Origin of the sequence: Cohnella abietis (assembly GCF_004295585.1) — a bacterium.
GTDB lineage: Bacteria > Bacillota > Bacilli > Paenibacillales > Paenibacillaceae > Cohnella > Cohnella abietis.
This window is the reverse complement of record NZ_AP019400.1, coordinates 5,177,501-5,203,877: the sequence shown is the minus strand read 5'-3', so window position 1 is coordinate 5,203,877 and position 26,377 is coordinate 5,177,501. Positions and strand designations below refer to the sequence as shown.

Sequence of the window (26,377 nt, the reverse complement as noted above, 5' to 3'; positions counted from 1 at the left end):
TATGTCGGGAAAATTGGCAGCTTTTGCAGGCTCAACGCCGAATATTGGAACATCCTTGACGGCATTCGGCACGGCTTACCGGATCGCAGCATTAACAGGTCGTAAGGTCGGGTATTTGTGTCTCAATTTGAAAAGTGCTAAGACGCATTTGTATCTTGGGGTTGATAAACCAGACGTTACATTAGACGGGGTAAGACCTGAGTTGAGAGCAGGAACGCTTTCCGGTGAAAAGCTAAGACAATATGCTTTTCGTTCCCCTCGGCTTGGCGAACTGCACGTATTATTCGGCAATATGACGAGAGAGCAGGCAGAATATTACGAGCCAGAGGATATTCAGAAATTGCTTGCAGCTTCACGAGAAGCTTTTGATTTAACAATTGCTGATGTGAGCGCCTATTGGGATAACGCAGCAACAGTCTGTGCAATGAAGGAAGCTGATGACAGGTTTCTAGTTACAACAAATAGCCTGAGTCATTTTCAAGAGGATATTCATCGCTGGACCGGCCAGGTTGGCTCTCAATTCGGGCTAACGCCGGAGCAGTTCCAGCTTGTACTGCTGCATAGTAATCATCGAACGACGGGAGGATTTCGTATGAAGGAAATTCGTAAGGAAACCGGCTGCGATGCTTTTACAGAGCTCCGACTAACAGAAAGCATTCATTTGCAGCTGGATAGCGGAAGATTAGATGAATGGCTTGCTTCAGAGGAGCGGAATGCGGCAGCTTTTGATGGAGTGGCAAGCCCTTTGTTAAACCGGATGAACTGGTCGGAGAGGCTGCAAAAGACAGATCGGCCTTGGTTACGCCGATTGATGGTTCACAGACGGAGGGGGACATGAGCGCTGAACAAGCAGTAAAGAAGTTTTCTTCCTCAGCCTACGCGACTGTCTTACAGAATTCCTCCACCACGACATCACCTTCTGATACAGAGGACAAGCTGGATGGTTTGACTAGCTTACGGGCTTACTCGGAAGAAGTTCGTCACATGCTCGCAACCCCTAGAGGCTGGAGCGAGGAAGAGCGTCGACGTTATGCTGAGAAGCTGAATCGAGCTGTTATTGGGTTTCCGCAGGAGAGGGCAGAGATGCTAGCGATTATATCAGATTGGATAATTAAGAAACGATTGCAGCACATTGTATTCGGCAATCTTCCGTATGCGAGTCTAGCGGAAGCCTTATTCGCAGAAGTAATCGGCATGAATGTGCTGGAGCTTGTTCTAAGAAATCGCGAGGGGCTAGAGGAAATTCAGGTTGTAGGTACTAGAATATTCGAAGTGCGAGATGGCAAGGCTACTGCTTCACCTTACAGCTTTAATGAGCTTAGTCATGTAGAAAGAATACAGCAAAATCTAGTGCTGTTTAACAACGATAGAATTAATCCTCGGAAAAGATGGGCTGAGGTACTGCTGCTAGACGGCTCTCGAGTAACACTGACTGGCTTTGGATTTACCGCACAGCCGACGTTAACGATACGCCTATATACTGTGAAACGATTTAATTTGGATACGCTTTGCCGACCTGAATATCGGACAATGGATGAGCGGGTACGCGAGCTACTGCTTGTTATCGTACGAAGCCGATTTAATATGGTTGTCATTGGTGCGACCAATACGGGTAAAACACACTTGATCAAGGCTCTTATTTCTGCCATGCCAGACGAGGAAAGGATCGTGACCATTGAAAGTCGTTATGAGCTAATGCTGGCAAGGGATTTTCCAGAAAAAAATGTGGTGGAATATGAATCAGATGAGGACGATCCGATACATGGCCCGCGTCAGGCATTTAAGCTTGCGCTAAGACAATCACCACAGCGAATCTGTCATGCCGAGATCAGAGACGAGGACGCCAATATTTACGTTCGTGCGTGCACCCGGGGCCATGAAGGAAGCATTACCTCTGTGCATGCTAATGGATTAGAGGATGTGCCGGATACAATCACAGATATGTGCATGCTCGATGGCAGAGGGATGAATCCCAATTCAATGATTAGGCGCATAACTGAGCATGTAACGCATATTGGGTTTGAGATGAGAATGATTGCTGGTGTGAGGAAGCTAGCGAGGGTTGGAGAGTTCGAATGGCTCAATGGAGAGGTGAAAATTAGAGAGCTAGTTCGTTATGATGAGTCGTCCGATCAGTGGCTTTTTACGGATAGCTTCTCTACCAAAGGCGCTCAAAAAATAGCTAGAGCTGATCCAGAAGGCTTACAATCCATTATGAAATTTTTTTCGGGAGACTATGTAACATGCTAAAGCTGGCAATCCTTTCGATGATTGGAGTTTTGTTTCTATTAATGTATGTCAGTTTTCGTTTCGGTTTATTAGCATGGTGGGAAGGTCAAAGTCGCAAACGACGATTAAATGCAAATAAAGAAGCCCATTGGAATCTTGACTTATCACGGCAGCTAATACGGTTAAGCAAGCCACATCAGCACGTTTCTGATTTATTGTTGGCATTAGGGTGGCGTCTGAAGCCCAAAGGCTTTGTAATTTGTTCCTTAGCAATGGGATTAATGGGCATGGTGGTGGGGGGGCTGATTTTCCAATCATCTCGTTCAGTAGCTATTCTTTTCATTATTCTTGGCTGCCTACCGTACTTGCTGCTGAGGATGTCCATTATAAACCGGCAAATGGCTACAAGATTGGAATTTTTGCCGGCAGTGGAGCTGTTTTATCAAAGCTTTCTTGTTACAGGCTGTCGTCATGTCCGAACCGCGCTGCAAAAAACGGTCGAAGAACGTCGGCTGCCAGGCGAGGTTCAGCATGTATTTGAACAGCTCTATCGGAATCTGTCAGTCAAAGGAGACGATGAAGGAAGCTTACGGAGATTTTCCTTATCATTCGGAAATATTTGGGCGAATTATTTTGGCAGCATCTTGAAGGTAGCGCTTGAGGAAGGAAACAATGTATCGGATAACCTGAGGGAACTGATATCTGATATGCGTAAGGCCCAATTGGCTAATCAGGTAGAACGGAATAGATTACTTGAAATTCGAATGGCTAACTTTGCTCCTCTATTTTTCTTGGTGCTATTTATGGGGATAAACTTTAGGTTAAATCCTGAGGGAAGCTATGAGTATTACATCAGGGATTCAAGTGGAAGAGACATGCTGCTTAATGCACTTCTCTTGCTTTTTGGGTCACTTTTCATGGGCATGTATTTATCGAGACGTAAAATTTGAGATTAGATTAGGAGGGCAGACAATGACTGGCTACATACAGATGCTTGTCATCGGGATCGGCGGGTTCATCCAGTTTGTCCTTATCTTTGCTGGGGTTACCGTTATTCTGAGGCTAACGTTCGTTCCTCGCAATCGTTGGAGAATTCATTTGCGAGAATGGCGTGTGCGCCAAACGCCTCGTTGGTGGCTTATTTTATGGCGTACCCACAGGTCAAGCGTCAGCTTACAGGAAAGACGGATGCTGCTAGCTGGCTGTGGTATTCGTTACCCGCCGGAAAACTATTTGGCATATCGCCGCTGCTTGTTGTTTGTGCTCCCAATTGTCGGTTTTACCGTTTACATGCTTGAGGCGAAGGGGCAATTGCCCTCTGTGTTTAGCTGGAACCTCCTATTTGTTCTCCTGGTAATCATAGTGATGGCTGCATGTGATCGGATGTGGCTGCAATCATTTCGTCGCTATCGGACAGATAGAATTCGCCGGGAAATCGTAGCGGTAAGTAGCCAATTGCTTTATTACACAGGGTCGAGGCTCCATCTTCATGGGAAGCTCATGAAATGCTTATCTTTAACTCGACATATCCGTGCGGAAATGGGATTGCTGCTTAATGAATGGTACCATGATGCCGATGCTGCGCTGAAACGCTTTAAGGAGCGGCTTGGCACGGATGAAGCCTATGGCTTTGCGGAAAGCATGCGTTCTCTTCGTCTTAACGAAAGTCAGGAAATCTACGATCTGCTCAGAGAAGTGGTTCAGGATTATAAAGCGCAAATGGATTTGGCTAAGGACAGTCGCAAGGAGACAACCTCCTATCTTCTGTTCGTACTTGCGGGAATTCCTATTTTATATACGTTTCAAATTTTTCTTTACCCCTGGGTGCAGGAAGCAGCAAAGCTTTTTGATGCCCTTAATCCTTAGAAGGGAGGCGATTGGATGAGAAATATTTTAATCACAGTGATGATGTTGATCGTAGTTGCACTTATGTTCAATTCCATTGTTGCAAAGGATACGACGGGCACTCGTGCGCGTATTGAGACTCAAGGAAATACGGCGAATACGACGCTCGGAAACCTACACCCCTAATAGGAAGGGATGCTTTTAGATGCGACAGCTTTTAATGACTACATTATTAATTGTTACCGTTGTAATCATCTATACCTCTGTCATTCAAGGCGATGAGGGCACGAAAACACAAATTAAAAACTCGGGTGGCCATATGGCGGAACAGATTTCCCGGATTAGTCCGTGAAGCAGCTCCTAGTGTTTGTATTGTTTGCTTCATTGTTCTGCTGGTTAATGTTTTCTCCCATCTACAAGCATGTATTAGTCGTTCGACAAGCTTTACTCCAGCAAGAGGTTGATTACTTGCTGGAGATTGGCGCAAGCGGGAGATTTGGCTATATCGATGGTGCAATGATTGCGGAGTCTCGGGGCCGTTTAGCACAGTACGGGTTTGTTGCACCTAAGCTTGAATATGTAGTGACTTCAACAACGGGAGCAGAAGGAGATAATGCTACCGCCCCATTACCGCGAGGAACGGGGCTTAGGCTACGAATTGCCTATCCTTACGAAAATTTGCTCAATATTGACCGCTTAATTGGCCTTGAGCCTCCGTCTGAGAATGCCAGAATTTCAGGGGGAGGATTGAAGATGAGCGAGTATGTGCCTTAAACAAAGCAAGAGAGTGGGCAGCTTATGGCTAAGCTAGTGTTTGGCGTGCTTATGATCGTCGTATGGTGGATGCTTCACGCTCTGCAGATGGATGAAGAAATCGCAATGGGGACGGTCCACGAAGCCAAACGCGCCGTGGACCGTGCTGCACACGCCGCAGCTCAGCAGCTTGACAGGGAGAAGCTAGAAATGGGAGTGCTTTCGATAAAAGCAGACCGGGCCGAATCGGAGATTATGGCTTACTTGCAGGAAAACCTGTCCGTAGACGCCAATTTGATTCCTGTGCCAGGTAGCTTTCTACGTGACCCAGTTGAAGTACGCGCATTTGCAATCATTAACGAGGATAAGCAATTCCCCTATACTTATCGAAATGCCAATTATGATTATGAGGTTACGCTCGATAGACCGGGCATCGTACTGATCGTTCACGTCAAATACCCTAGATTATTCGGAGTGTTGTCCCCGGTTGAATGGGACCTAAAAGGCTCAGCGGAGCTGGTTTTCTAGAACTTTCAGAAAATATAGAATTTTCGAACCTTTTCTGATAGGTCTCCGACATAAAGGTTGAACGCTGTTAAAGGACGGCGTCAGCCGTTATGATTGTACGAACAGAAAGAATTAATTTCAATGTCTTATACTCAGGTTCCCATGCAGCAGGGTTGTTACCGCTCACGCTTTTTGTCGGTGCAATAATCACCGTCAATGACGTGAGCGTTTGTGCGTTAGGCACGACAATCGGTTGAGAGGTGTAACGTCAATCATCTCTGTAGTAAGAAAACCGGCGAGTTACCCCGCCGTTCCCCGTTGCCGGTCCATGTCGGATAAGACTCGACCTATATGTTTATCTTATATAACCTCTAAGCCTTTTCCTTCTGCATCAAACAAGGCTTGTCCACAAATTTGGTTCACTATTCTCGGAATCCTTTGGCTCGCCGCATGCAGCATCTGGATTGCACTCTCCGCAAATACTGGACGTGTCAGCTTCGCTTCTTCCATATGGTGCCGGATGTAGCCAGTTGTCTCTTCTCGGCTCATTCCGTTTAAATGGTACTGAATCCCTACACGCTGGCTTTAAAGGTATCTGTCAACCGATCCACAACCTCATGCGGGTTGTGGATTTTCTCTGCTTAAATGGTGTTATTTTCTAGGGGGCTCACTCTGACGATTATTCGGTGTAAATGAACAATCAGATGCTATAATCAACTTAATAGATTCACCCAACAGAAAATTCGACATTTACCACACCTTAGAGAGTGGAGATTGACAATGAAATATATAGGAAGAATCGTTATTACGATTATCGTTTGTATATTGATTGTTGTTGCTAGGCTTTATGGAAACATATATTATGATTACCCTGCCTACAAATTTCCTTATTTCGGGGTTATATCTTTATTGATTTGCTGGTGGTTGGGTAGCCAATATGACAAGGTCAGATTTTACTCTGAAAAAGATACCTTGACCGAACTCTTTAATAGGAGATTCGTCATTCAGAAATTCCCTAGGCTTCTTAAGCGAATGAATAAGATAGATGGTAAATTAAGATTGTTTTTTATTGATGTGGATTACTTCAAGAAAATAAATGACACATACGGACATGAAATGGGAGATAAGGTACTTCAATCTATCTCAAGTATCCTGTTAGCGAATGTAACAAAAAAGGACATTGTTGCTCGTTGGTCGGGGGATGAATTTCTGATTATTTCTCCACTTATAGACGGAAAGAATGAGGAGGTAATCCTTATGCGAGTTAGAAGTGCAGTACAGAGATTATCAGAAGAAATAAAGATTGAAGTTTCTGTTTCCATTGGAAGCTCTGTGTACCCGAATGATGCCAAAACATTAGATGCGTTACTTAATATTGCAGATCGTAAAATGTATACAATGAAGTCAAAAACATTTGATGAGCGAGGTGATCGCGTATGAGAATGAACCGATTAGGCTCTTCCGAGCTGATGGTAAGTGAAATTGGTCTGGGCTGTATGTCCTTGGGTACAGATGAACGGAAGGCGATAGCTCTTGTGCACGAAGCATTGGATCGGGGCATTAATCTGCTGGACACTGCAGATTTATATGATAACGGTCACAACGAGGAACTCGTAGGTAAGGCAATTCAGGGATGCCGCGATCGCGTCATGTTGGCTACGAAAGCAGGTAATCGGCGTGTTGCCGGACAAGAGAGCTGGGTATGGGATCCGTCTAAGCAGCATATCAAGTCGGCAGTAAAGGCGAGCCTGAGCAGACTGAAGACGGATTATATTGATTTGTATCAGTTGCATGGCGGGACTCTCGACGACCCCATAGATGAGACAATTGAAGCGTTCGAGGAATTGAAGCAGGAAGGCGTTATTCGATATTATGGGATATCCTCCATAAGACCGAACGTGATCCGGGAATATGTTGCACGATCGTCCATCGTTAGCGTGATGAATCAATATAGCATCGTCGACCGCCGCGCGGAAGAAGAAGTGCTGCCTTTGCTACAGAAGCACGGAATCAGTGTAATCGCGAGAGGACCCGTTGCAAGTGGTGTCCTTGCGGATAATCGGGAGCCGACGAAGAGATATCTAGATTATGAGTTAGTGGAGTTGCAGTCGCTCCGAGAGCAGCTACAAACATTAGTGACGGATGAGCGAAGCTTGTCTCAATTGGCTATTCGTTACTCGCTCAGCCATCCCGCCGTAGCCACCGTTATTCCGGGAGCAAGCTCTCGTGAACAACTCTTGCAGAACATAGAGGCGGCAAACGCTCCGGTGCTTACAGAAGAGGAAGTGCAAGTGATTCGCCGTATGAGTAAACTGAGCAGGTATGAGCTTCATCGATAGGGAAAAAAGAAGAGAGAGTATTAGAGCTAAGGGCTATATCTTATCTCAACCTACTAGAAAGTATAAAATCACTACCCTATTTCAGAAAATTTTATAAATTAAGAATGTGGATAACAATATACTGAAGTGGATATTTCTAGAAAAATAGGAAAGGTTCTGTGAGAGGAACAGGAGTCAGATTCGACCATCAGTTGAAAAGGAAGTAAAGAAGTTTCCGGGCTGCAGGCTACAGGCTATAGGTGAACCAACGTCATATGATGTTTACCGTCGATGAAGGACTCCGGGACATCTTCTTAAGCCCCCAGAGATGCTGAAAGATTTCATGGATGATGCGGTACGAGTGGTGCAAAGCTAATCCGTCGATCGTTGACGGAGGAAGAGAAGCAAAGGTTCAGCCGTTGTTGTAGACAGCCTACTTGGAAAACAAGGAAGGCTTCTACGTGCACGCGCGGAAACAAAGTGGAAATGTAAAAGTACAGCCTGGTTTAAGCCGCTGGTAGCGGTCTAAAAGGCGAGAAACCGGGTTTGTGGCCGGTTTAAGCCGCTGGTAGCGGTCTAAAAGGTGAGAAATCAGGTTTGTGGCTGGTTTAAGCCGCTGATAGCGGTCTAAAAGGTGAGGAACCAGGTTTGTGGCTAGTTTAAGCCGCTGGTAGCGGTCTAAAAGGTGAGAAACCAGGTTTGTGGCTGGTTTAAGCCGCTGGTAGCGGTCTAAAAGGTGAGGAACCAGGTTTGTGGCTAGTTTAAGCCGCTGGTAGCGGTCTAAAAGGTGAGAAACCAGGTTTGTGGCTGGTTTAAGCCGCTGGTAGCGGTCTAAAAGGTGAGAAACCGGATTTGTGGCTGGTTTAAGCCGCTGGTAGCGGTCTAAAAGGTGAAAAACCAGGTTTGTGGTTGGTTTAAGCCGCTGGTAGCGGTCTAAAAGGTGAAAACCAGGTTTGTGGCTGGTTTAAGCCGCTGGTAGCGGTCTAATTTTTATAGCTCCAACTGTTGACGTCATGTCCCTTCTTTGCTCTAATGATATCAAATGGAAGGACATTGAAGGGGCGGCGACGGAATGCACATCACTCCACCACAAGAAGAATGGATTAATCGTAAGATAAGGCTGCAACAGCTATTAGCTAAGAGCGGTTTAGATAGCTGTTTAGTTTCACAAAATGTAGGCATCTATTATTTAACCGGCTCTATGCAAACCGGTTATTTGTTCATGCCAGCTGAAGGGGAGCCGACTTATTACGTCAGAAGGAGTCTATCTCGTGCGGTTAGTGAGTCTCAAGTCCGGACGGTTGGCTTGGGCTCTTTTCGCAATTTTGGCAAGCTGTTAGAAGCAGATTATCCTACTCTATTCTCTCAATCAGATAAGAGGCCTCTAATTGGCGCTGATTTCGACGTAATGCCCGCGCAATTGTACTTCCGGCTAACTGAGGCCATTCCCCAAGCACAGTGGAAAGACGCGTCAGCATTGCTTAGAAATACTCGCAGTGTAAAATCCACCTACGAGGTGGATCGGATTTCCAAAGCTGCTGAGGTGGCTGCCACAGCATTGGAGAAGGGAATCGCTAGCCTGAGAATAGGTATGACGGAGCTTGAGCTTATAACTATTATTGAGAATGCGATGCGGAGTCAAGGTCATATCGGAATAATGAGAATGCGTGGCTATAACCAGGAGATTATGACAGGAGTCGTTGCAGCGGGTGAAGCTGCAGCTGAGCCAACTTATTTTGACGGTCCTGCTGGTGGACGTGGATTATCACCCGCTGCTCCGCAAAGCGTGAGTCTACGTCCGATTGGACGTAATGAACCAATACTAATCGACATTGGCTGTTGTATTGACGGGTATACGATAGATCAGACTCGGACCGCTGTCATTGGCGAGCTCCCATCTGAGCTTATGGACGCATATAAGGTGGCTAAAGCGATTATTAAGCGGAGCGAAGAGCTGTTATGTCCTGGTGTGTCACCTGAACGACTATATGCTGAAGCTTTGGAGATGGCCGAAACGGTAGGACTATCTAATCATTTTATGGGCTTCGGAGATGATCAGGTCAAATTTCTGGGCCACGGTATTGGACTTGAGATCGACGAATGGCCCGTTCTGGCTAAAGGATTCCAAGAGCCCCTTGAGCCTGGAATGGTATTAGCTGTTGAACCTAAATTTACTTTTCCTGGACTAGGTGTAGTCGGAATAGAGAACACTTATCTCATTACGGAAACAGGCTGCATGGCATTAACGATCTCACCAGAGAAATTGTATGAGCTGCAGGATTAATAATCAAGAATTCCCAATCATCGAAAACCGATTGTCGGTTGGTCGGTGATTTTTTTTATTAGCGTCTGAACGATTTGAGCTTGGTAAACGTATAACCTGCATTATAGTGAAAATAACGTGTTCAATGAGGAGGCGGGGGCTACGAAATATGAAACCAATGAATAAGCTCTCCCGCAATGCTCGAATAACGGATACGGAGCTGGCGGCCTTGCTTCGTGAGCACTATAGTATGGTGTTTCACTATTTACTAAAGGTGACCATGGACCGTTCATTAGCGGAGGATATGACTCAGGAAACGATGATTCGAGCGATAGAGAAAGCGGATAGATATGACGGAAGCTCGAAGTTTTCTTCATGGCTTATCACTATCGGCACAAGGCTTTTTCTAGATACGCTTCGGAAACGTAAACGAGAGCAAAAACAATTGCAGGATGAATCAAGAATGTCAGCACTTCAGTGGGAAACCATTTCTCGTGGCACCGAATGGTCGGAGCTCATGGAAAGCTTGGAGAAGCTATCGAAGGAAGAACGAATGCCGCTTGTCCTCAAGCATTATTACGGATACACCTACGAGGAAATCGGAGAGATAATGTCCTTGCCTCCGGGAACCGTCAAATCAAGAATTTTTTACGGAATCCGTAAAATTCGAGAGGAGTGGAAAGAAAATGAAGCCATCCGATAAGGATGTTGACGATAGCTTAATAAGTGAGCTGAAGCAAACATGGGATCAGTTAGACAATGCGTACTCTGTAACGCCAGTACCTCTTCACGATTGGGAAACGTTCATCACTGAGCGTCGCCAAATTATAAAAAGAAAATTATGGCGCGACTTGGCTCTCTTCTGGCTGGCAGCTATCCCGATCGTTGTAGGCATCGTTATGCTTGGATATGGGTTGTCATTATGGTTCTGGCTTCTAGAAGGCTTGTTTCTAATCGCGGGAGTTCCATTACTCATTAGTGAAATCAGGAGCGCACGAAGAAAAGAGGAAGAGGCTTATGAATGAAGTTCCCATTAAAGATTTTTGGTGGCTTTTTCTCATCCTTGGAGTGCTACTAATCGCACAAGGTACGATATTGTTCCTGCATGCTCGCCGTCATGGACGGAGGGCTTGGTTATGGGGATTGTGGGGACTTACGTATTTTCCGATTCCTTCACTTCTTTATTTCCTACTGCATTGGTGGAAAAAACGTAAAGCTAAAGCTCCTAATAAAGGGGATAGGGAGGACTAACGCAAATGAATGATAAGCTGATTATGCTACTGCTGCCTGTACTTGTTATTCAACTTATTTTGATGGTTACAGCCTTAAGGTATCTATATCGCGCATCTTCGGTTCGTGGAAACAAGTGGGTATGGGTCCTTGTCATAGTCTTATTTAATATTGTGGGACCGATTGTCTTCTTTGCTTTCGCCAGAAGGGAAAATGGATCATGAATCTGTTGACGACAGAGAGGTTGACCCATAATTATGGGGCAAAAGCTGTGCTCAGAGAAGTAAGCTTTAGTGTTGGTGAGCGTCGATGTATTGCGTTGCTAGGACCTAATGGCGCAGGTAAAACGACAACACTGTCTATATTGGCAGGTCTACTCGAACCGACATCTGGGAAGCTTTCTTTTAAAGAAGGATTGGACAATGATCGGCGGCGATGGATGGGATTTCTTCCGCAAAGTCCATCGTTTTTCGGTTGGATGACAGGACACGAAACGATAGTGACCGCAGGTAGACTATGTGGCTTGTCCAAAACAGAGGCAGAGAATCGAAGTAGAGAGTTGCTTGAGATGTCGGGATTAGAAGAAGCAGCGAACAGACGTGTGTCTGGTTATTCGGGAGGAATGAAGCAACGATTGGGCTTAGCTCAGGCAGTCGTTCATCGTCCCCGCCTACTCATATTGGATGAGCCAGTGTCCGCATTGGATCCTATCGGAAGGCGCGATGTATTAAAGATGCTGGAGTCGTGGAAACAAGAGATGACGATTTTGCTTTCAACGCATGTTCTTCATGATGCAGAGCAGGTGTGCGACGATTTGATCTTAATGAATAAAGGGCAGGTAATCATCCAAGGAGAGATGAACCAGCTACGCAGAAATGCAGGGCATCCGTACTTAAAGATCGTTATAGAGGAAAATGAAGCTGCTGATCAATGGTTAGAAGGGCTGAGCCGAATTTCGGGAGTCCTTAAGGTCGGGAGGGAAAGCTTTCAATGTAACATCCAAACAGGCGACATTGACCACGTACGTGAGAAGGTTTTGCGTAGCGCAATAGATGAAGGAATAAAGCTTCAAACATTCGAGGTTAGCCGAAAATCATTAGAGCAATGGTTTGTTGAGGCGGTGCAAATATGAACGGCTTTCGTATTTTGCTTCACAAAGAATGGCGTGAGGCGGTTCGCACCGCCAAATTGATATGGTTGCCGGCGGTGTTTGTTTTGCTAGGCTTGTTACAGCCGATTTCGGCGAAATTTATGCCGGAAATTATTGCCTCAGCAGGCAATCTTCCTGAAGGTGCAATCATACAGCTTCCGATACCTAAGCCGGGAGAGGTACTAGGCCAAGCACTGGGAAACTTCGGATTAATAGGCTTACTGGCGATTTGTCTAGCTTTTATGGGTACGATATCTAGTGAAAGAAGAAGCGGGACAGCGGCGTGGATTCTTGTCAAACCTGTTTCTCCATTCGCTTACGTAGCCTCTAAATGGGTCATGCTAATCATAACTGTCGGATTATCCTTCGGTTTGGGGTATGGAGGAGCATGGTATTATACGAATCTCTTAATCGGATACCCCAATGTAGGAGACGCTTTATTTTCTGCACTCCTCTATTATTGCTGGCTTGTATTCGTAGGAACTATTGCCATTGCAGCCAGTGCTTGGCTTCGATCTCCTGCTGCTGCGGCATTCGTTGCCATCGGAAGCGCGACTTTAATGCAGTTGATCCGTGGATTGTTTGAACGGGATCTATCATGGTTACCCTCTGGTTTAGGCATGGAGGCTGTTTCCCGTCTCACAATGGGAGATTTCTCGAGCTGGATTGGCTCAGCTTTAACCGCAGCTGCAAGTATCATTTTACTTATGATAGTGGCAGTTAGAGGGTTAAGGAGAAGCATAGAGTAAACCTATTCCATATCCCCCCATGTGACACCATTTGCATAGTGTGATACTTTTTTAGTAGGATATAAGTATTACTAAAGTATGCATAGAGAAGGGGAGAATCGGTATGCTGAAGCTGGGGGAAAAAATCATTATCGTGGATGACCGGTTCGAGCAGAATTTGCCTATAGGCGAATATGGCTTTGTTATCGCGTATGACCGTAATAACGATAGTGCTTTCGATTATATTATTCGTGTACCAAAAGCTAATAGACAGTTTTATGTGCCCTGCGAGGATATTGAATTAGAAGAAACTTTGCTAGAGCTTGAGGTGGACCGTATCGAGAGAGAGGCACTCATTGACTACGCATTGGTTACTAGAAATGAAGAGCTATTCAAGAGAATCATGAATGGCGGTAAAGAAGAGGAACAGCCGATTGAAGAAGAAACAAGCAAAGAAGTGCTGACTCGTGATGAGTTCATTCGTCAAGTTAACTTGAAGGCATGGATTTGATGATTTTCAATAACGAGCTATTTTTCTTAAAAAATGCTTCACATGCAAACGTAAGAGGTGTATTACAGGGATGCTTTAATCTTTGTAACACACCTCTTTTTCTATTTACACTCTAACTGCAGCTGGAACGGGAGAGGCACGCCCAAACAAGTAACCTTGGAACAAGGAAACACCCGCCCTTCTGACGTAGTCCCATTCCTCCTGCCTCTCCACGCCTTCTGCTAACACAATGCCATGAAAGCGAGAAACACGATTAAGCAGATTGTCGATGTAACGCTGCTTCCCTTCATCCTTGTCGCAGCCGCTTACCCACTTTCGATCCATTTTTACATAGTCAGGCTGTAGTCGCTCTACGGTATCCAAGGTTGCAAAACCCGTTCCAACGTCATCTAGTGCAAGTAGAACCCCCTGTTGTCGATACACATCAAATATTTTCAACAGCTCGGGGTCATCCAGAGGCTCGGATTCAATCACTTCAAATACATAATCGCTTGGATCTGTTCCGGTTTCCTTCATCAACTCAAAGGTGTCCTTAAGGCTAGAATAGGGGCTATGAAGCGAGGAGGGTAGGAAGTTAATGAAACGCTTCATTCCCTTCTCAAGATGAGCAGCGCTAAGGCGAATGGCAGAATGTCTGGCCTCCCGATCGAGAAAGGAATGCTGCCCGATCTTCCGAGCTTTCTCGAATAGCTCCGCTGGTCTGAAAGGCATTTGCTCCGGCAACGGGCGCAGTAGAAATTCGTATCCCATAATTTTACCGCTGGGTTGTACAATGGGCTGCAAATGGGAGGTAAAGGTGTGATGCAATATATAGTCCGAAACACTCCTACCGTTAACTTCTCCAAAAAGCTGAGACAGAGAATGCCAACCTTGATTATCATCGTCAGGTTCATTTTCTTCCGCTTGATTCAGGTCATTCGCGTAAGAGATACGGCAATTCACATCTTGGGCAGTAGAGCTCGATAATTGCTTCTGGAGCTTACTCATTAACTGGAGTAATTGCTGTTGATTATGGTACCCGACATTTAGGGGCAAATCCTCGGGTTCAGCTGCATCATATATCGCTTTACGTAACAAGGTTCGCTCAACTGGATTTTCTGCGGCGAACTCGACCAAGCCATGGTCCCGTAAAGGTGTGGAAGACTTACAGTTGTGGTAGCGGGGCATACAATTTCCTCCTAACAAATAGGTGTACGCTGTTATTTTACCCATTTCTCTATAGAGTCAAGCTGCATTGATTCATTGAGTTCCCTTAGTTTGTCCGATATAATGAAAAGAATGAGCAGAATTGTGGATTCAAGGAGGTCAGTACAAGTATGAGCATTACTAGAAATGATGTAGAGCACGTTGCGAATTTGGCGCGTCTAGAGCTGTCGGAACAAGAGAAGGAACAATTTGAGGGACAATTAAACGCTATTCTTAAATATGCGGAAAAATTGAATCAACTGGATACAGACGGCATAGAGCCAACAAGCCATGTGTTGCCCCTCGCTAACGTCATGAGAGATGACAAGGTGAAGCCTTCCCTGCCGATTGAGAAAGTACTTCTCAATGCTCCGGAAGATGAGGACGGCCATTTCAAGGTACCTGCGGTTTTGGAATAAAGATTAGGAGGACTTAGAATGTCGGTTTTTGATTTGAGACTATCAGAGATACATAATCGTCTTCAGAATAAACAATTATCCGTTGCTGAGCTAGTGGAGCATTCCATTAAGCAGATTTCTGACTCGGATGACAAAATAGGTGCTTTTCTTACTTTGAATGAAGCGGGAGCACGTAAGGAAGCATTAGCTTTGGATGCACAGCTTGCAGCAGGCGGAAATCGCGGTTTATTGTTCGGTATCCCAGCAGGAATTAAGGACAATATTGTTACTGAAGGCCTTCGTACAACATGCGGTAGCAAATTTCTGGAAAACTATGATCCCATTTATGATGCGACTGTTGTATCTAAGCTTCGTGACGCACAATCGATTACAATCGGCAAGCTGAACATGGACGAATTCGCTATGGGAGGGTCCAACGAAAATTCGGCGTACCGTGCTGTGCGTAACCCATGGGATCTTGAACGTGTACCAGGTGGATCAAGTGGTGGATCTGCGGCAGCGGTTGCTGCTGGACAGGTTTATTTTACACTTGGCTCCGATACTGGTGGATCAATCCGTCAGCCAGCTGCTTACTGTGGCGTCGTTGGATTGAAGCCGACATACGGTCTTGTTTCCCGGTTTGGGCTTGTGGCATTTGCTTCGTCACTTGATCAGATCGGACCGATTACGAAAAATGTTGAAGATTCTGCTTATGTTTTGCAAGCTATTGCAGGTCACGACGACAGAGATACCACTTCAGCCAATGTTGAGATCCCCGATTATTTGTCTGCATTGACAGGTGATGTTAAGGGCTTGCGAATTGGTGTTCCTAAAGAATATTTGGGAGAAGGAATCGATCCCCAAGTGAAGGAACGTGTGCTTGAAGCTTTAAAAGTGTTCGAATCACTCGGCGCTGTATGGGAAGAAGTATCCCTGCCGCACACAGAATACGCAATTGCGACTTATTATTTGCTCGCTTCCTCGGAAGCATCCTCCAACCTGGCTCGTTTTGATGGTGTGCGTTATGGTGTGCGTGCTGATAATCCGTCGAACCTGCTTGATCTGTATCGTCGTTCTCGCAGCGAAGGATTCGGAGCAGAAGTAAAGCGCAGGATCATGTTAGGTACTTATGCGCTTAGCTCTGGATATTATGACGCTTATTATAAGAAAGCCCAGCAAGTACGTACTTTGATCAAGCAAGACTTTGATCAAGTGTTTGAGAAGTATGATCTCATTATTGGACCAACTGCCCCGACAACGGCTTTCAAATTGGGCGAGCAGGTTGGAGATCCGCTTACGATGTATTTAAATGATATATGCACGATCCCCGTCAGCTTGGCGGGTGTGCCTGCAATTAGCGTACCTTGCGGAACAGCAGAAGGTTTACCTGTTGGACTGCAAATTATCGGTAAGCCGTTTGATGAGCAGACGGTTCTGAGAGCGGCGCACGCATTCGAAAGCCAAACCGGGTTTCACAACCTGCGTCCGGCTCTGTCTTAGGAGGAGCACAATATGTCCAAATATGAAACGGTAGTCGGTCTTGAAGTACACGTTGAGCTGCATACGAAATCCAAAATTTTCTGTGGATGCTCGACTTCTTTTGGAGCACCAGCTAATACTCACACTTGCCCGGTATGCTTAGGCCATCCCGGCGTATTACCCGTATTAAACCGTCAAGCGGTGGAATATGCTATGAAAGCAGCCATGGCTATTAATTGCCAGGTTGCTGAATGGTGCAAATTCGATCGGAAAAACTATTTTTATCCCGATTCGCCTAAGGCTTATCAAATTTCACAATTCGACCAGCCGATCGGCGAGAATGGCTGGATTGACATTGAAGTGAATGGTCAGACGAAACGAATTGGTATTACCCGCCTTCATCTAGAGGAGGATGCAGGTAAGCTGACACATATCGACGGGGGATTCGGCACCTTAGCAGACTTTAATCGCGTGGGCACACCTCTTGTGGAAATCGTGTCGGAGCCTGATATCCGTTCGCCTGAGGAAGCAAAAGCTTATTTGGAGAAGCTCAGAGCGATTATGCAATATTGCGACGTTTCCGATGTGAAGATGGAAGAAGGCAGCTTACGCTGTGACGCTAATATAAGCATTCGTCCGTATGGGCAAGAGAAATTCGGTACTCGTGCGGAATTGAAGAACATGAACTCCTTCAGAGGTGTTCAACGCGGCTTAGAGTATGAAGAAATTCGTCAAGCTGAGGTGCTTGATGGCGGCGGAGTAGTCGTGCAGGAAACTAGGCGCTGGGATGAAGGTCAAGGTAAGACGATAAGCATGCGGAGTAAGGAAGAAGCTCATGATTACCGCTATTTCCCTGATCCGGACTTAGTAAGACTGCATATTGATTCCGAATGGCGTGAGCGTGTTCAAGCTTCTATTCCAGAGCTACCAGATGCTCGTCAAGCTAGATATATTCAACAATATGGGTTGTCTTCGTATGATGCCAGTGTTCTAACTGCTTCAATGAAACTGGCTGATTTGTTCGAAGAAAGCCTTAAGTATACAAGCGATGCGAAAGCTTCCGCTAACTGGATCATGGGAGAATTACTCGGTTATTTGAATGCTAATAGCTTGGAGCTTGCTGACGTTAAACTTACAGGTCACGGCTTAGGTGAGATGATTCAATTAATCGAGAAGGGCACGATAAGCAACAAAATTGCTAAAACCGTCTTCAAGGCCTTGATCGAAACGGGTAAATCGCCGCAACAAATCGTTGAAGAGCAAGGTTTGGTGCAAATCAGTGATGAAGGCGCGATACTATCGATCGTTGATGCCATTATTGCGGCTAATCCGCAATCGGTAGAAGATTTCCGAAACGGTAAGGAGAAAGCCATTGGTTTCCTCGTGGGTCAGATTATGAAGGAAACGAAGGGCAAAGCAAATCCAGGACTCGTTAACAAGCTACTGATTGATCGTTTGAATGCATAAATAGTAAGGAAAACGGCAAATTCGCTACTAGCGGGTTTGTCGTTTTATAAATGACGATGAAGCCGTGTTAATTGAGAAGAGGAGGTGGCTGCAATAGAAGCTGGAATTGTTTCATTGGATATCAGGCAATGGGAGATTGCGGAGGAAATCTGGTCTCTGCAGCATCATGCTTATCGAGTAGAGGCTGCATTGATTGGTGTGGCTGATTTGCCTCCCCTTCTAGATACGGTCAAAGATCTTCAGGCTTGTAAAGAAACATTCTGGGGATACCGTGACAAGGATGGAGATCTTATAGGCGTCGTTTCTTATCAGCAAGATAAGGTCGGTTTTTATTCCATTTGTAGGATGATGGTTCACCCTAATTATTTTCGCCAAGGGATAGGGAGTTTACTAATGGCGTATATATTAAATCAGAGGAATGATGTCACTCCAACCTGGTCCGTAACAGCAGAGATCCGTAATCTACCCGCCATTCACATGTATAAGCGTTTCGGTTTTGAGCTTGCAGAGACATTCAAGCCTGTTCAAGGCATCCAGATGGTAAGTCTAGTTCGTCCACCCTGCTAACATTCATTTTTCCTGTCAACTCAGACCTCAGCCTAGGTTTATCCCCGTCCCCAAACCATTGTTTGGCCAAATTCCAATATGATACTATAAAAATAGTTAGAAGGGATATTTATGCATAATCCTTGGGTTATAGAGAACACTCATCTTGTGTTACGTTTATTTTTATCTGTTGTACTTGGTGGGCTTGTTGGTTTTGAAAGAGAGCGCAAAAACCATGCGGCTGGCTTACGGACTCATACATTGGTTTGCTTGGGCTCCTGTTTGCTTATGATCCTTTCCATGTACGGATTTGCAGATTTCGTAGGTGAGCCGAATGTTCGATTGGATCCTGCTCGCCTTGCCGCTCAAGTGATTACGGGTGTTGGCTTCTTGGGAGCGGGGACTATTTTATTTACTGGCAAATCAATTACGGGCTTAACTACAGCTGCCTCCATCTGGGTTGTTATGGCTGTGGGGCTCACAGTAGGCGCTGGATTTTACTTGCCAGCTGTTCTTTCCGCGGCTATGGTTCTTCTCATCTTATGGGGGTTAAACATTGTAGAGAAGCGATATGTCAATAATCGTAAGGAATGTACATTTATTTTAACCGCTTCGTCAGACACTTCTTATGTGGAATCCTTTCAAAGCGTATTGACACAGCATGGAGTTAAATTGATCAAGGTTCGTTTCCTTGACATAGAAGCTACTCCAATGGGATCAGATCTTCAAGCTCAAAGAATAATGATATCGGTCGTACTCCCCCATAGGGAGCTTTTAATTGTAATAGCGGATGAGCTTAACCGGATTAATGGAATTAGGTCTGTTACAGCGGAATAGTAGAGTCGGAGGTAGGGAAGATGATAGAGTCGGATGAGAGCAACAGCAAGGGTTATCCATTGCCACCAGCTCCGGGGTTTAATACTCAAGGAGCTAGACAGGAGCAATGGCAGGGGGGCTTTGGAACCCCACCAGCCTATTCGCAAGAGCCTAGTAAACAGGTGGGCCGAAGAAGGAAGTGGATTGCCGGCTTACTGGCCTTTCTAATTCCGGGTGTTGGTCATATGTATCTAGGTTTGATGGTTAAGGGTATCGTGCTCATGCTGCTTCTTGCGCTGAATATTACGGCTATCGTATACGTATCCGTTGAAGGAGATAATGTACTATCTATTGTATTAGTAAGTTTATTGGTTCCAATTGTCTACTTCTTTAACCTGTTTGATGCCCTTCAAAGCACGGATACTGTCAATGAACGAAACGCGAACTTTGCTTTGAACGCTCAAAGAGGATGGTCAGAAGGGATGGTTAATCCGTCAGCAGAAGAGAGAATGGCTCGCGGAGTTCCTCCATTGGGTATCCTACTCTTTGCAGTAGCGGGAGTCATCATCCTTGTGATAGTAAATACGAGATGGACACACTGGCTGTTTAATTCCAAAGGCTCTATGTTCGGGGCTATTGTACTTATTGGTGCTGGAGTAGCTCTGTGGCTGTGGGAATCCAAAATACAGAACCAAAGCAGGAGATAGAAGAACATTTAGCTAAGCGAATGGGGTCGGGGTGTATCTTCCATTGACAATGTTCGGAAATGGAACGTAGAATAAAGCTATACCTGTTACTTTAATGCAGGCGTTCATTATGAAAGGCTGTGAGAGCATGGAATCCAGGGTTGAGCATGCCGTGGACCAGCTCAGATCCGGCGGTGTCCGGATGACTCCTCAACGGTACGCTATATTACGTTATCTTATGGAATCATATACTCATCCGACTGCAGATGATATATTTCGTGCGCTCTCTCCCGCATACCCGAGCTTAAGTGTCGCTACTGTCTACAATAACTTAAAGGTTTTTGTAGATGCCGATCTTGTTCGAGAGCTAACTTACGGGGATGATTCCAGTCGGTTTGATGCCGATATGTCCGATCATTATCATGTCACTTGTACGAATTGTGGAACAATGGTCGATTTTGATCATCCCCCTGTAAAACAGGTCGAGGATGCAGCGGCTGCTTCTACAGGATTCAGTGTGCTTGGTCATCGGATGGAGATATACGGTCTTTGCCCTACATGTAAAGGTATGCATTCCTAATTAAATTTTAAATTTCATGAGCACGCAGGGATGACTACCTTGGCGTGCTTTATTATTTAGAGCCTTAAACAAACATACAGCAAGCAACTTTCTTCCCTGTTGAAACGTTCCTTTTTTAGAAGACAAGCCTTCTTACAGCTAGATAGGCAGAAACGGAGAGTGAATAGTTTTGAACAGCAATTTGTCAACGGAACCTCGTCGTTCCAAAAAACGATCTAGGCCTTGGATGCTCTTTCTTCTGCTTTTCGTGTTAGCGGCTGTTGCCGTCATATGGTGGAATGCATCTAATGCACCTAATTCTTCTTATATTAAGCCTGAATATTCCTCGAAGCCATTTCCGATTATGATACAAGGGAAGTGGACCTCATCCTTTGCTCAAGGAACAGCAGAAGGCTTGCTCATTCCTATATCTGTTGCACAGCAGGTGATGGGGGAAGGGATTCACTATGAGGAAAAAACAGATTCCATAATATTGACTACGGATACTAAGGTGCTTCATTTTAAGACTGGAGAATTGGATGCTACGTTAAATCGTAAACCATTCTCTTTGAGGTTTGCTGCTAAGAAGATTGATGATGTTCTATATTTGCCTAGTGCCCCGCTTGTGGAATTGTTCGGGGCTCGAATTGAGCTTGCCGAAACGACTGGAATTGTTACGTTAACGATGCCTGGAGAAGCAATTCAACACGCAGGAGTTCCTGAAACGAAAACAAAAGGAATTAAACTTCGTGAAGGGCCTAATAAATCTTTTGCTATCATCGAGGATATAACAGCTGGCTCTGATATGCGATTGTGGGGAGAGCAGGAAGGCTGGTATTTAGCTCAATCCAAGTCAGGGAATATCGGATACATTTCCAAAGGAAGCGTTACTCTGCTCAGCATTGAGAAGATTCCTACAACAGCATCCTCGGAGAAATCTTTTGCTGCTTGGAAAGGAAGCGGGAAACGTATTAATTTGACCTGGGAGCCAGTCTACTCCTCGAATCCCGATACTAATAAAATAAGTGAGATGACTGGTGTTAATGTAGTGAGTCCTACCTGGTTCGAATTGCTGGATGGTAAAGGAAATATTCGCAGTAAAGCGGACGCTGGGTATTCTTCATGGGCAAATGCCAAAGGTATTCAAGTTTGGGCGCTGTTTAGCAATGGTTTTGATCCAGACAGGACTCACACAGCATTAGCCTCATATGAGACTAGATTTGCTATGATTCAGCAGATGCTAGCTTATGCAAAAACGTTTAAGCTGCAAGGTGTTAATATTGATTTCGAAAATGTATATACGAAGGACAAGGAAAATCTCGTACAATTCATGCGAGAAATGACTCCGCTGCTACATGAACAAAATTTGGTTGTTTCTATTGATGTGACTCCAAAATCGAATAGTGAGCTATGGTCTGTTTTTCTGGATCGAGAGCGATTAGGCTCAATTGTCGATTTTATGATGGTGATGGCTTATGATGAGCATTGGGCATCAAGTCCAGTGTCAGGCTCGGTTTCTTCGCTATCCTTTTCAGAAAAATCCATCAAGCGTATATTAGAAGAAGACAGGGTTCCAGCGAGTAAATTAATTCTGGGCGTTCCATTTTACACGCGGATATGGACAGAGGAGCCAAAAGGCACAGATGGCGTCAAGGTTTCCTCTAAGACGATGAATATGGATGCAGTACAGAAATTAATTAAAGAGAAGAAGCTAACACCGGTTTTCTCGGAGGAAACAGGTCAGCAATATGTGGAGTTTAAGGAAGGTAACCTAGTTAAGAAAATATGGATTGAGGATGCGTCCTCCATTAAGGCACGTGCTGAGCTAGCAAAGAAGTACGATCTAGCAGGTGTCGCCTCATGGCGCAGGGGATTCGAATCAAGTGATATTTGGTCTGTGTTGGATAAATCGCTACAAAGCCGCCCTTAACACAGAAGTGTTCATAAGCAGAAGCTATAAAACAAAATCTCCGGATACATTGACTGTAATCGTCATTGTATCCGGAGATTTTTCATTTGCGGGACTACTGATTAAGCTTTTAAGGCTGAGCTTGAATGGGAGTATCATCGCTAGTGATAGGCTGAATGTTCGTATTAGCTTTCTCAGGGTCGAGAGTTAGAATCGTGTGACAGTACATACAACGATCCGTTGTTCCAAGCATTTTTGTTCGCTTGCTGCATTCTGGGCAATCGATTACAGGAGCGCTTGTAGATAACATTCCGACCCAGAAATAGATCCCCATACTTACAAAGCAGCTAATTATGCCGAAGACCATGAAGATGGCAGCGATTATTTTCCCGACTTCGCCGAAGAGCAGAATGCCGCTTGTTCCAAAAATCATAATTCCCATACCGGCTAGTACTAGCAATAGTCCCCAAGTACGCATAGTCGATATTTTACTGGCTTTCCATTTCATGTTGTTATCTCCTTCTATAGAGCACATTAAATGGTCGTTTTACGCTACAGATTAATCTGTCTCACTCGATTAGGCAGGAAACAGGAGGTGCATTGTAGAACTAGACCATACTCGTGATTTTAATTATAGCTCACATTTTGTGGACAGACCACCTTGGCCAGCTCAAAAGAGGTGATTTAAGTTTATAAGGATGTGATTAGGGTGGTTCAAATGGATAATAGCGGGATTTTCTACTTAGAGCAATTGGGGCAGGAGGAGGGCTTAATCAGTCTACTTCTTGTTGCCAACCCTTTCTCGTACCAGCCATTAATTGATGGAATGGATCGTTTGGCTTTAATTGTTACGAATGTAGCTGATGCAGATAAGAAAATGGAGCACTGGATATGGAATGACGCTCGCATTCAAGTAAGAAGAGTAACCCCAGAGATGCTGGAAAGCTGGATCGTTAGCGGGCATAATCGCAATGTTATACATTGGTTAGTCCAAGGTGACATTCTCATTGACCAAGATAGCTATTTAACGGATTTGCGCTCTAGACTAATGGAATGGTCTCCACTGCTGCGGGAACAAAAATTGTTATGCGAGTTTTCTCAGTTCGTCCGAACTTATTTGCAAGCTAAACAAGATATTCAAGATGGTCAGGTATTAGATGCTTATTCTCAATTGTTAGCCTCTCTTCACAATTTAGCCCATATTACATTGGTAGAGCAGGGGATGCATCCGGAGCTGACGGTTTGGGAGCAGATGAGAAGGGTTAATCCTGGTATTTACAAATTGTTAGAGCAATTGACGACCAGTGGAGAAACGCTAGAACAACGAGTACAGCTTGTATTGCTGGCTTGTGAGTTTTCTATTCTTAATAAAATGGAATCCTCGTGCGTGCTGCTTATTCGTTTAATAGAAAGTCGTAAAGAGTCGTGGACACCTGCAGAGCTGCTGCAGCATCCTGATTTAGCAGGCTTAACTTTGGAGCTATCCGTGCTTCTTCAGAAGCTTGTTAGACGGGGCTGCATTCGTGAACTAGCTAAGCCTGCACGTAATCGCGTCAGTGGAATAGTAGAGCTTCAATACGCTTCAGCAGGCCGATTATAATCATTGGAATAGTAGAGCGCGGTATGCTTCAGAAGGTCGATTATAAGAGGCTTAAAATAAATGTCGAAAAAACTGTTGACTTGTTATATCATTCTGTGATAAATTATATCTCGCCGCTGAAAAAGTAGTGCAAAGCGGAAACAGCATAAATCAAACGCTGCAAATTAAGAGCTTGCAATGTTGATACAAGCTGTGGTATATTATAAAGCCGCTGATAGTTGCGGAGTATACATAATACCAAAACGAATTGTTCTTTGAAAACTGAACATTGAGCGTAAGATGTGACTGATTGCCAGCGATGTTTCATCGCGCACAGTCGTCATAAAGAACGAACAAATCGTTGGAAGACAACTTCGGTTGTTGGAAGACAAACCAGTTGTAAAGATTGAGCCTCAAAGGCTCTTTAATGCGAAGCTTCGGCTTCACTATTATGGAGAGTTTGATCCTGGCTCAGGACGAACGCTGGCGGCGTGCCTAATACATGCAAGTCGAACGGATCTTGTTTAGAAGCTTGCTTCTAAACTTGGTTAGTGGCGGACGGGTGAGTAACACGTAGGCAACCTGCCCATAAGATCGGGATAACATTCGGAAACGAATGCTAAGACCGGATAAACAATTTGATCGCATGGTCGAATTGGGAAACGCGGAGCAATCTGCGGCTTGTGGATGGGCCTGCGGCGCATTAGCTAGTTGGTGGGGTAATGGCTCACCAAGGCGACGATGCGTAGCCGACCTGAGAGGGTGAACGGCCACACTGGGACTGAGACACGGCCCAGACTCCTACGGGAGGCAGCAGTAGGGAATCTTCCACAATGGGCGAAAGCCTGATGGAGCAACGCCGCGTGAGTGAGGAAGGCTTTCGGGTCGTAAAGCTCTGTTGCCAGGGAAGAATAAGGGTGAGAGTAACTGCTCATCCGATGACGGTACCTGAGAAGAAAGCCCCGGCTAACTACGTGCCAGCAGCCGCGGTAATACGTAGGGGGCAAGCGTTGTCCGGATTTATTGGGCGTAAAGCGCGCGCAGGCGGTTCTTTAAGTCTGGTGTCTAAGTGCGGGGCTCAACCCCGTGATGCACTGGAAACTGGGGAACTTGAGTGCAGAAGAGGAGAGCGGAATTCCACGTGTAGCGGTGAAATGCGTAGAGATGTGGAGGAACACCAGTGGCGAAGGCGGCTCTCTGGACTGTAACTGACGCTGAGGCGCGAAAGCGTGGGGAGCAAACAGGATTAGATACCCTGGTAGTCCACGCTGTAAACGATGAGTGCTAGGTGTTGGGGGTATCATGCCCTCGGTGCCGAAGTTAACACATTAAGCACTCCGCCTGGGGAGTACGGTCGCAAGACTGAAACTCAAAGGAATTGACGGGGACCCGCACAAGCAGTGGAGTATGTGGTTTAATTCGAAGCAACGCGAAGAACCTTACCAGGTCTTGACATCCCTCTGAATCCTCTAGAGATAGAGGCGGCCTTCGGGACAGAGGAGACAGGTGGTGCATGGTTGTCGTCAGCTCGTGTCGTGAGATGTTGGGTTAAGTCCCGCAACGAGCGCAACCCCTAAACTTAGTTGCCAGCAGGTTAAGCTGGGCACTCTAGGTTGACTGCCGGTGACAAACCGGAGGAAGGCGGGGATGACGTCAAATCATCATGCCCCTTATGACCTGGGCTACACACGTACTACAATGGCCGGTACAACGGGCTGCGAAACCGCGAGGTGGAGCCAATCCCAACAAAGCCGGTCTCAGTTCGGATTGCAGGCTGCAACTCGCCTGCATGAAGTCGGAATTGCTAGTAATCGCGGATCAGCATGCCGCGGTGAATACGTTCCCGGGTCTTGTACACACCGCCCGTCACACCACGAGAGTTTACAACACCCGAAGTCGGTGGGGTAACCCGCAAGGGAGCCAGCCGCCGAAGGTGGGGTAGATGATTGGGGTGAAGTCGTAACAAGGTAGCCGTATCGGAAGGTGCGGCTGGATCACCTCCTTTCTAAGGAACCCTTCGGGGTTATAAAAGTCCATAGCTACCTCGGTAGGATGGCAATTCGTTTCTTACGCTCAAGTTCAGTTTTGAAAGAGCAATCTTTCAACCATCTTGTTTTCCTCGATTGTCAATCTTTGTGGGTTGAATCTTTGATCGAAAACATGATAATATGTTTTTCCCTGCCGAAGAAGCAGGAAATCTTGTACCTTGAAAACTGGAT

30 protein-coding genes, 1 rRNA gene and 1 pseudogene are annotated in these 26,377 nt (G+C 45.5%); 29 read left to right on the top strand and 3 right to left on the bottom strand.

Going from position 1 to position 26,377, the window contains the following annotated elements:
- Position 1 precedes the first annotated feature (1 nt).
- Genes KCTCHS21_RS23095 through KCTCHS21_RS23070 form a run of 8 tightly spaced genes read left to right on the top strand, consistent with a single transcriptional unit; the run spans position 2 to position 5,355 of the window.
- Positions 2-838 carry a CpaE/TadZ family protein gene (locus KCTCHS21_RS23095; protein ID WP_232057935.1) on the top strand — a complete coding sequence of 279 codons (837 nt, stop codon included), beginning with the start codon at positions 2-4 and terminating at the stop codon, positions 836-838.
- On the top strand, positions 835-2,250 hold the full coding sequence (locus KCTCHS21_RS23090) for an ATPase, T2SS/T4P/T4SS family (protein WP_130613777.1): 1,416 nt from the start codon (positions 835-837) through the stop codon (positions 2,248-2,250). Before KCTCHS21_RS23095 ends, KCTCHS21_RS23090 begins: the two co-directional genes overlap by 4 nt.
- On the top strand, positions 2,244-3,179 hold the full coding sequence (locus KCTCHS21_RS23085) for a hypothetical protein (RefSeq protein ID WP_130613775.1): 936 nt from the start codon (positions 2,244-2,246) through the stop codon (positions 3,177-3,179). Before KCTCHS21_RS23090 ends, KCTCHS21_RS23085 begins: the two co-directional genes overlap by 7 nt.
- Positions 3,180-3,201: 22 nt before the next feature.
- Entirely contained in the window at positions 3,202-4,095 is an 894-nt protein-coding gene (locus KCTCHS21_RS23080; protein WP_232057934.1) for a hypothetical protein, read from the top strand.
- 15 nt (positions 4,096-4,110) lie between these two features.
- Positions 4,111-4,260, top strand: coding sequence for a hypothetical protein (locus KCTCHS21_RS31415; protein WP_170211441.1), 150 nt, complete (start codon positions 4,111-4,113; stop codon positions 4,258-4,260).
- A 34-nt stretch (positions 4,261-4,294) separates the two neighbouring features.
- Positions 4,295-4,426, top strand: coding sequence for a hypothetical protein (locus KCTCHS21_RS31990; protein ID WP_269472730.1), 132 nt, complete (start codon positions 4,295-4,297; stop codon positions 4,424-4,426).
- Between the two features lie 11 nt (positions 4,427-4,437).
- Positions 4,438-4,848 (top strand): hypothetical protein, encoded by a 411-nt coding sequence (locus KCTCHS21_RS23075; RefSeq protein ID WP_232057933.1) that lies wholly within the window; start codon positions 4,438-4,440, stop codon positions 4,846-4,848.
- 24 nt (positions 4,849-4,872) lie between these two features.
- Positions 4,873-5,355: a hypothetical protein gene (locus KCTCHS21_RS23070; RefSeq protein ID WP_130613771.1), complete on the top strand. Its 483-nt coding sequence runs from the start codon at positions 4,873-4,875 to the stop codon at positions 5,353-5,355.
- Between the two features lie 339 nt (positions 5,356-5,694).
- On the opposite strand, the gene KCTCHS21_RS23065 is transcribed toward KCTCHS21_RS23070, so the two are convergent.
- A complete protein-coding gene (locus KCTCHS21_RS23065) occupies positions 5,695-5,883 on the bottom strand; it encodes a hypothetical protein (protein WP_130613769.1) in 189 nt (62 codons plus the stop codon).
- A 231-nt stretch (positions 5,884-6,114) separates the two neighbouring features.
- On the opposite strand from KCTCHS21_RS23065, the gene KCTCHS21_RS23060 reads away from it, so the two are divergent.
- The 11 genes and pseudogenes from KCTCHS21_RS23060 to KCTCHS21_RS23015 all read left to right on the top strand — a co-directional run bounded on the left by KCTCHS21_RS23060 (position 6,115) and on the right by KCTCHS21_RS23015 (position 13,534).
- Positions 6,115-6,774 carry a GGDEF domain-containing protein gene (locus KCTCHS21_RS23060; RefSeq protein ID WP_130613767.1) on the top strand — a complete coding sequence of 220 codons (660 nt, stop codon included), beginning with the start codon at positions 6,115-6,117 and terminating at the stop codon, positions 6,772-6,774.
- Positions 6,771-7,673 (top strand): aldo/keto reductase, encoded by a 903-nt coding sequence (locus KCTCHS21_RS23055; RefSeq protein ID WP_130613765.1) that lies wholly within the window; start codon positions 6,771-6,773, stop codon positions 7,671-7,673. The genes KCTCHS21_RS23060 and KCTCHS21_RS23055 overlap by 4 nt, the downstream gene beginning before the upstream one ends.
- 106 nt (positions 7,674-7,779) lie before the next feature.
- A pseudogene (locus tag KCTCHS21_RS32175) lies at positions 7,780-8,158 on the top strand (hypothetical protein); the annotation flags it as partial.
- A 566-nt stretch (positions 8,159-8,724) separates the two neighbouring features.
- Positions 8,725-9,936 (top strand): M24 family metallopeptidase, encoded by a 1,212-nt coding sequence (locus tag KCTCHS21_RS23050; protein ID WP_130613763.1) that lies wholly within the window; start codon positions 8,725-8,727, stop codon positions 9,934-9,936.
- A 148-nt stretch (positions 9,937-10,084) separates the two neighbouring features.
- Entirely contained in the window at positions 10,085-10,618 is a 534-nt protein-coding gene (gene sigY / locus KCTCHS21_RS23045; protein WP_130613760.1) for an RNA polymerase sigma factor SigY, read from the top strand.
- Positions 10,602-10,940, top strand: a complete 339-nt coding sequence (locus KCTCHS21_RS23040; RefSeq protein ID WP_130613757.1) for a YxlC family protein — start codon at positions 10,602-10,604, stop codon at positions 10,938-10,940. The genes sigY and KCTCHS21_RS23040 overlap by 17 nt, the downstream gene beginning before the upstream one ends.
- Positions 10,933-11,166 carry a sigmaY antisigma factor component gene (locus KCTCHS21_RS23035; protein ID WP_130613755.1) on the top strand — a complete coding sequence of 78 codons (234 nt, stop codon included), beginning with the start codon at positions 10,933-10,935 and terminating at the stop codon, positions 11,164-11,166. Before KCTCHS21_RS23040 ends, KCTCHS21_RS23035 begins: the two co-directional genes overlap by 8 nt.
- Before the next feature lie 5 nt (positions 11,167-11,171).
- A complete protein-coding gene (locus tag KCTCHS21_RS23030) occupies positions 11,172-11,369 on the top strand; it encodes a PLD nuclease N-terminal domain-containing protein (RefSeq protein WP_130613752.1) in 198 nt (65 codons plus the stop codon).
- The gene (locus tag KCTCHS21_RS23025; protein WP_130613750.1) at positions 11,366-12,277 is read left to right on the top strand and encodes an ABC transporter ATP-binding protein; all 912 of its coding nucleotides are present in this window, start codon (positions 11,366-11,368) and stop codon (positions 12,275-12,277) included. The genes KCTCHS21_RS23030 and KCTCHS21_RS23025 overlap by 4 nt, the downstream gene beginning before the upstream one ends.
- Positions 12,274-13,044: an ABC transporter permease gene (locus tag KCTCHS21_RS23020; RefSeq protein WP_130613748.1), complete on the top strand. Its 771-nt coding sequence runs from the start codon at positions 12,274-12,276 to the stop codon at positions 13,042-13,044. The genes KCTCHS21_RS23025 and KCTCHS21_RS23020 overlap by 4 nt, the downstream gene beginning before the upstream one ends.
- Positions 13,045-13,147: 103 nt before the next feature.
- The gene (locus KCTCHS21_RS23015) at positions 13,148-13,534 is read left to right on the top strand and encodes an ATPase (RefSeq protein WP_130613746.1); all 387 of its coding nucleotides are present in this window, start codon (positions 13,148-13,150) and stop codon (positions 13,532-13,534) included.
- A gap of 105 nt (positions 13,535-13,639) precedes the next feature.
- On the opposite strand, the gene KCTCHS21_RS23010 is transcribed toward KCTCHS21_RS23015, so the two are convergent.
- Positions 13,640-14,701 (bottom strand): EAL domain-containing protein, encoded by a 1,062-nt coding sequence (locus tag KCTCHS21_RS23010; protein ID WP_157994107.1) that lies wholly within the window; start codon positions 14,699-14,701, stop codon positions 13,640-13,642.
- 149 nt (positions 14,702-14,850) lie between these two features.
- Here KCTCHS21_RS23010 and gatC point away from each other — a divergent pair, with 149 nt between their 5' ends.
- The 8 genes from gatC (at position 14,851) to KCTCHS21_RS22970 (ending at position 22,600) form a co-directional block, all read left to right on the top strand.
- Entirely contained in the window at positions 14,851-15,138 is a 288-nt protein-coding gene (gatC, locus tag KCTCHS21_RS23005; RefSeq protein WP_130613742.1) for an Asp-tRNA(Asn)/Glu-tRNA(Gln) amidotransferase subunit GatC, read from the top strand.
- A gap of 18 nt (positions 15,139-15,156) precedes the next feature.
- A complete protein-coding gene (gatA, locus tag KCTCHS21_RS23000; protein ID WP_130613739.1) occupies positions 15,157-16,617 on the top strand; it encodes an Asp-tRNA(Asn)/Glu-tRNA(Gln) amidotransferase subunit GatA in 1,461 nt (486 codons plus the stop codon).
- A 12-nt stretch (positions 16,618-16,629) separates the two neighbouring features.
- The gene (gatB, locus tag KCTCHS21_RS22995) at positions 16,630-18,063 is read left to right on the top strand and encodes an Asp-tRNA(Asn)/Glu-tRNA(Gln) amidotransferase subunit GatB (protein WP_130613737.1); all 1,434 of its coding nucleotides are present in this window, start codon (positions 16,630-16,632) and stop codon (positions 18,061-18,063) included.
- A gap of 84 nt (positions 18,064-18,147) precedes the next feature.
- Complete coding sequence (locus KCTCHS21_RS22990) at positions 18,148-18,630, top strand: GNAT family N-acetyltransferase (RefSeq protein WP_130613735.1); 483 nt, start codon at positions 18,148-18,150, stop codon at positions 18,628-18,630.
- Positions 18,631-18,741: 111 nt separating this feature from the next.
- Positions 18,742-19,446, top strand: coding sequence for an MgtC/SapB family protein (locus tag KCTCHS21_RS22985; RefSeq protein ID WP_130613733.1), 705 nt, complete (start codon positions 18,742-18,744; stop codon positions 19,444-19,446).
- A gap of 20 nt (positions 19,447-19,466) precedes the next feature.
- Positions 19,467-20,132 carry a DUF6677 family protein gene (locus tag KCTCHS21_RS22980; protein ID WP_130613731.1) on the top strand — a complete coding sequence of 222 codons (666 nt, stop codon included), beginning with the start codon at positions 19,467-19,469 and terminating at the stop codon, positions 20,130-20,132.
- 127 nt (positions 20,133-20,259) lie between these two features.
- Complete coding sequence (locus tag KCTCHS21_RS22975) at positions 20,260-20,691, top strand: Fur family transcriptional regulator (protein WP_130613729.1); 432 nt, start codon at positions 20,260-20,262, stop codon at positions 20,689-20,691.
- A gap of 169 nt (positions 20,692-20,860) precedes the next feature.
- A complete protein-coding gene (locus KCTCHS21_RS22970; RefSeq protein WP_232057932.1) occupies positions 20,861-22,600 on the top strand; it encodes a glycosyl hydrolase family 18 protein in 1,740 nt (579 codons plus the stop codon).
- Between the two features lie 109 nt (positions 22,601-22,709).
- On the opposite strand, the gene KCTCHS21_RS22965 is transcribed toward KCTCHS21_RS22970, so the two are convergent.
- A complete protein-coding gene (locus KCTCHS21_RS22965; protein WP_130613727.1) occupies positions 22,710-23,087 on the bottom strand; it encodes a DUF2614 family zinc ribbon-containing protein in 378 nt (125 codons plus the stop codon).
- Positions 23,088-23,297: 210 nt separating this feature from the next.
- Between KCTCHS21_RS22965 and KCTCHS21_RS22960 the strand changes: the two genes are divergently transcribed.
- Both KCTCHS21_RS22960 and KCTCHS21_RS22955 read left to right on the top strand, forming a co-directional pair.
- Positions 23,298-24,179, top strand: a complete 882-nt coding sequence (locus tag KCTCHS21_RS22960) for a nucleotidyltransferase-like protein (RefSeq protein WP_130613724.1) — start codon at positions 23,298-23,300, stop codon at positions 24,177-24,179.
- A 427-nt stretch (positions 24,180-24,606) separates the two neighbouring features.
- Positions 24,607-26,163, top strand: a 16S ribosomal RNA gene (locus KCTCHS21_RS22955).
- Positions 26,164-26,377: the final 214 nt, after the last annotated feature.

Excerpts from the sequence above, each read along its gene's own strand:
- KCTCHS21_RS23060 (WP_130613767.1), top strand. The coding sequence starts at position 6,115 with ATGAAATATATAGGAAGAATCGTTATTACGATTATCGTTTGTATATTG.
- KCTCHS21_RS22965 (WP_130613727.1), bottom strand. The coding sequence starts at position 23,087 with ATGAAATGGAAAGCCAGTAAAATATCGACTATGCGTACTTGGGGACTA.
- KCTCHS21_RS23035 (WP_130613755.1), top strand. The coding sequence starts at position 10,933 with ATGAATGAAGTTCCCATTAAAGATTTTTGGTGGCTTTTTCTCATCCTT.
- KCTCHS21_RS23070 (WP_130613771.1), top strand. The coding sequence starts at position 4,873 with ATGGCTAAGCTAGTGTTTGGCGTGCTTATGATCGTCGTATGGTGGATG.
- KCTCHS21_RS23095 (WP_232057935.1), top strand. The coding sequence starts at position 2 with ATGTCGGGAAAATTGGCAGCTTTTGCAGGCTCAACGCCGAATATTGGA.
- KCTCHS21_RS23030 (WP_130613752.1), top strand. The coding sequence starts at position 11,172 with ATGAATGATAAGCTGATTATGCTACTGCTGCCTGTACTTGTTATTCAA.
- KCTCHS21_RS22980 (WP_130613731.1), top strand. The coding sequence starts at position 19,467 with ATGATAGAGTCGGATGAGAGCAACAGCAAGGGTTATCCATTGCCACCA.
- KCTCHS21_RS31990 (WP_269472730.1), top strand. The coding sequence starts at position 4,295 with ATGACTACATTATTAATTGTTACCGTTGTAATCATCTATACCTCTGTC.
- gatC (WP_130613742.1), top strand. The coding sequence starts at position 14,851 with ATGAGCATTACTAGAAATGATGTAGAGCACGTTGCGAATTTGGCGCGT.
- KCTCHS21_RS23065 (WP_130613769.1), bottom strand. The coding sequence starts at position 5,883 with ATGAGCCGAGAAGAGACAACTGGCTACATCCGGCACCATATGGAAGAA.
- KCTCHS21_RS23020 (WP_130613748.1), top strand. The coding sequence starts at position 12,274 with ATGAACGGCTTTCGTATTTTGCTTCACAAAGAATGGCGTGAGGCGGTT.
- KCTCHS21_RS23085 (WP_130613775.1), top strand. The coding sequence starts at position 2,244 with ATGCTAAAGCTGGCAATCCTTTCGATGATTGGAGTTTTGTTTCTATTA.
- KCTCHS21_RS23080 (WP_232057934.1), top strand. The coding sequence starts at position 3,202 with ATGACTGGCTACATACAGATGCTTGTCATCGGGATCGGCGGGTTCATC.
- KCTCHS21_RS22975 (WP_130613729.1), top strand. The coding sequence starts at position 20,260 with ATGGAATCCAGGGTTGAGCATGCCGTGGACCAGCTCAGATCCGGCGGT.
- KCTCHS21_RS23090 (WP_130613777.1), top strand. The coding sequence starts at position 835 with ATGAGCGCTGAACAAGCAGTAAAGAAGTTTTCTTCCTCAGCCTACGCG.
- gatB (WP_130613737.1), top strand. The coding sequence starts at position 16,630 with ATGTCCAAATATGAAACGGTAGTCGGTCTTGAAGTACACGTTGAGCTG.
- KCTCHS21_RS23055 (WP_130613765.1), top strand. The coding sequence starts at position 6,771 with ATGAGAATGAACCGATTAGGCTCTTCCGAGCTGATGGTAAGTGAAATT.
- gatA (WP_130613739.1), top strand. The coding sequence starts at position 15,157 with ATGTCGGTTTTTGATTTGAGACTATCAGAGATACATAATCGTCTTCAG.
- KCTCHS21_RS31415 (WP_170211441.1), top strand. The coding sequence starts at position 4,111 with ATGAGAAATATTTTAATCACAGTGATGATGTTGATCGTAGTTGCACTT.
- KCTCHS21_RS22985 (WP_130613733.1), top strand. The coding sequence starts at position 18,742 with ATGCATAATCCTTGGGTTATAGAGAACACTCATCTTGTGTTACGTTTA.
- KCTCHS21_RS23025 (WP_130613750.1), top strand. The coding sequence starts at position 11,366 with ATGAATCTGTTGACGACAGAGAGGTTGACCCATAATTATGGGGCAAAA.
- KCTCHS21_RS23015 (WP_130613746.1), top strand. The coding sequence starts at position 13,148 with ATGCTGAAGCTGGGGGAAAAAATCATTATCGTGGATGACCGGTTCGAG.
- KCTCHS21_RS22960 (WP_130613724.1), top strand. The coding sequence starts at position 23,298 with ATGGATAATAGCGGGATTTTCTACTTAGAGCAATTGGGGCAGGAGGAG.
- KCTCHS21_RS23040 (WP_130613757.1), top strand. The coding sequence starts at position 10,602 with ATGAAGCCATCCGATAAGGATGTTGACGATAGCTTAATAAGTGAGCTG.
- KCTCHS21_RS23050 (WP_130613763.1), top strand. The coding sequence starts at position 8,725 with ATGCACATCACTCCACCACAAGAAGAATGGATTAATCGTAAGATAAGG.
- KCTCHS21_RS23010 (WP_157994107.1), bottom strand. The coding sequence starts at position 14,701 with ATGCCCCGCTACCACAACTGTAAGTCTTCCACACCTTTACGGGACCAT.
- sigY (WP_130613760.1), top strand. The coding sequence starts at position 10,085 with ATGAAACCAATGAATAAGCTCTCCCGCAATGCTCGAATAACGGATACG.